Raw genomic sequence first — 3,619 nt, 5'->3', positions numbered from 1 at the left:
ACTTTTCAGAGCGAGCAGGTGTACGCGCACTTCTGCGGGTCAACCCTGTATGCCACTACCAGCCAGGGCTCCGGTGGGACATTCAAACCCCGTCACTGGCTGGAAGCGGTAGGGTATGCGCAAGCCAGCTGTTTTGCGACCGAGGACTGCCGGACCGGCAATTGTAACTTTACCCCGTCGGCTTCCGGGCCTACTTCTTCTCAACAAGTCGGTTCAACCTTTACCCTTACTGCTGCCTGCAACGGAGCTGACTGTTCGGGTGTAACCTATGCCTGGAGCGGCAATGGCATCTCCGGCAGCGGAACAAACAAGCAGGTTACCGCACCGTCCACGGCGGGCACCTATACTTACACGGTCACCGCCTCCAAATCCGGTTGCTCCGATAAAACCAGTAACGTAAGCGTTACCGTGGTACCCAACACACCGATTTCACTTACCTTTTCGCTCTGGAAGGCCGGCACAGCAGGTGTCCGTTCAAAGGTAAAGGACATCGTGAACGGGGAGACCATCCAGATCAGCTCTTTGAGTGGCAGTCAGATGAACTATTTCATAGACATTGCCAATGGCACGATCAGCAACACCCCTGGTGGGAACAATTACAACCAGGTGTATTTCTACCTGAACGGCCCTGGCTTTACCAATGTCGGCTTCAACGAAAACATAACCGGAGCCGGCAACCCGCCCTACGGCATTTTCGGTAGGGACGGCGGCGGAACCCCCGCAGCCGGTAACTACACCCTCACCGGCAAAGTTTACCATGGCACCACACTCTTGGCTGAAAAAACACTGACCTTTACCTTATCAGATCCTTGCGAGGAGAAGACCATCGTCATGACCGACGCGGTCGACGCCCGGGTTATGTCCCTCTCCGGGTCTGAAAACACCAATTATGGTTCATTAACCGAGATTTGCGCCAGCGCCTGGACTTATACAGGAGTGAATGGCATTATGCGGTCCTTCCTGAATTTTTCCGAGCTTGCTAACATCCCGGCGGGCGCTAATATACTTTCGGCAACTTTAAACCTGTATGGAGTGGATCAGTCGCAAGCTTTAAACACCATGGGTAACTCCACCGAGTTAAACAGAGAATTCGACTCCTGGATAAGTCAAATCACTTCCCCATGGCAGGAAAATACCGTGACATGGAACAACCAGCCCAGCATTATAAGTACCAATAGGGTGAGTATCGGTACCTCATCAGAAAAATGGAATTATAATGTCAGCCTGGATGTAAAACAACTCGTAAAAGATATGGTCGCCAAACCTGCTTCTCAACGGTACGGATTTGCGCTTACACTACAAAATGAAGTAACGCACCGGACGCTACTCTTCTCTTCCAGCGAAGCAGCCAATGCAAATAAGCGCCCGAAGCTTCAAATAGTTTATACCATGTGTTCAGGTGTCGGAGTTTATCCTCAATAATTCTAATGAACTCAATAATCCCAATGAAAAAAACAAGTTATTTCCCATCCGCCCTGTTTTGCCTGTCGCTGTTTTGCCTTTCCTGTAAAGCCGATGGAACGGCCAATGACCAGAGCCACAAAGTAGAAAAACTAAAGAAAGAAATTATCGGTGAATGGACCTTCCGCCAGGCGAGCGCCCGCACAAACGGGCAAATAACGACTCTTGAATTCCTGGATAACCGCCGGTTTGTGATCGAGAAAGGCGATTCGGCGATTTCTGACTCGTACAAAGTCACAAACGCCAGGACCATATCACTCAATAACCTGGGAGAGGTCAGGGATTTTGAAGCCAACGGAGAGCAGGCCGGGTTCGTGCTTTCTACCAATGAAGGGGACATCACGGTAGATGCGGACAAGACCAAGGAGCTCCAAAAAGAAAACCGGACCAAGCTTATCTGTCGCAGGTGGCGCCTTCTACCGATTGAAGGTGGCAAAGATTCTCTCGTTTACGTTTACAAATCATATGTGACATTCTCTGAATCGGGCACCTACCTGGACGAGTCCTATTCGACAAAGGAAGTCTCCCAACCGTCTACAATGAAGTATAAATGGAAATGGGATCCGAAGATCGAAAACCGGATCCAGTACTGGTACAGAGGTGATAACCCAAAGTTCGAAAGCGACTATATTAAAATTCGAGAACTTACTGAGAAATCGCTCAAAATCACCTTTGCTACCTCTCTGGGGAGTCTTGATTTAAGCTACGTTCCCGAAGACAATTAAATAGAACATCAAAAAGGGAGCTGGGTCCATAAGGGTTCAGCTCCTAAAACCGATTGCCCCTATACCCGGTCGGCAATGCCCCAAAACGTTTGAATCCTACTGGTATGTTAATCCTGAAAAAGAAGCTGACAAGGTTGTTGTTGGCGGCAGCAATGGCTCCTGTTGTACTTTTTGCCCAAAGCCCCGACCAAAATTACATCCTTACCCAAACTTACAAAACCGCCACGACCACCCCAAGCGGGGACATTAATGTGGCTTTTCAGGATGTAGCCTATTTCGACGGACTGGGCAGGCCCCTGCAGCAGGTTTCCGCCTACACCAGCCCCGTTTTTACCGGCGGAAAACCCGCCGATCTGGTTACCCATACCGAGTATGATGCCTACGGAAGGGTCTCAAAGGTCTACCTGCCTTACCCGCACAGCAGCGGGAACGCAGCCTACCAGAGCACAGCGCCCACAGCAGCAAACAGCTACTACAATTCAGCCGACTTTACAGAAGCCAACAGCCGGGGATATGCCCTGACCGAATACGAGGCCTCGCCCCTGAACAGGGTCACCAAACAATATGCCGGCGGGACCGACAAGGCCGTTGAGTTCCTCTACGGGGTGAACGGCAGTAATGACGTAAAGCTCTATACCGTGTCGGGCAACACCTTGAACCAGTCCTCCTACTATGCCGCTAACCAACTCAGCTATGTGGAAACCAAAGACGAAAACGGGGACAGGAGCCGGGAGTACAAGGACAAACAAGGGTTGGTAATCCTCAAGCGGGCGTATGTGGACAAAACCAACAACAGCAGCAACCTGGATACCTACTTTGTATACGACGACCTGGACCGCATACGGTTTGTGCTCCAGCCCACCTACCAGGACAATGCCTCTGCCGAACGTTATTTCTACTACGAATACAACGACAGGGGGCTGTTGATCAAGAAAAAGGTCCCCGGCGCCGGAACTACCGAGTTAACTTACAATGACCGTGATCTGCTATACACCAGCCTAGACGCAAACAAAAAGACCACTTATTACAAATATGACGCGCTGAACCGCCTGATTGAAACGGGAATAAAAGCGGGGGCTGTTGAAAATGCCTTGACCAAAATCTTCTACGACACCTATCCCGCTGAATTGCCGACTTTCAATAACAACGTGGCCATCGGTTACCCGAGCACAATGCGTTCCAACGTGACGGGCATGCAGACCGGTACTGCCACCCTGGTCATCAACCCGGACAGCTCCCTAACCACAAATTTTCTTTACAGCGCAGTTTACTACAACGACCGCCTCCAGGTCATCCAGGAAGTAAAACAGCTTTATGACCTGGGCGGATTTAGGGAAAGGTCTGCTTCGGTTCTTCGTTACGATGGGCAACTTGAAAAAAAGATCATTTACCAGCAGACCGACAAGGGGGTCAACTCGGTTGAAAAGACCTAT

The 3,619-nt window shown here is 50.4% G+C and carries 3 protein-coding genes; all 3 read left to right on the top strand.

The window, feature by feature from the left end:
• On the top strand, positions 1 to 1,422 hold a 1,422-nt coding region (locus ABD852_RS03255; protein ID WP_345026586.1), incomplete at its 5' end, for a DNRLRE domain-containing protein.
• A gap of 23 nt (positions 1,423 to 1,445) precedes the next feature.
• Positions 1,446 to 2,186: a hypothetical protein gene (locus ABD852_RS03250; protein ID WP_345026585.1), complete on the top strand. Its 741-nt coding sequence runs from the start codon at positions 1,446 to 1,448 to the stop codon at positions 2,184 to 2,186.
• Positions 2,187 to 2,290: 104 nt separating this feature from the next.
• Positions 2,291 to 3,619, top strand: a 1,329-nt coding sequence (locus ABD852_RS03245; RefSeq protein ID WP_345026584.1) for a DUF6443 domain-containing protein, incomplete at its 3' end; no start/stop codon positions are given.

This window comes from Ravibacter arvi, from assembly GCF_039540405.1.
Classification (GTDB): Bacteria; Bacteroidota; Bacteroidia; order Cytophagales; family Spirosomataceae; genus Ravibacter; species Ravibacter arvi.
The sequence above is the reverse complement of the archived record's forward strand: the minus strand, read 5'-3'. Positions and strand labels throughout refer to the sequence as shown.

Coding starts and splice junctions, on each gene's coding strand:
- ABD852_RS03250 (WP_345026585.1), top strand. CDS start 1,446: ATGAAAAAAACAAGTTATTTCCCATCCGCCCTGTTTTGCCTGTCGCTG.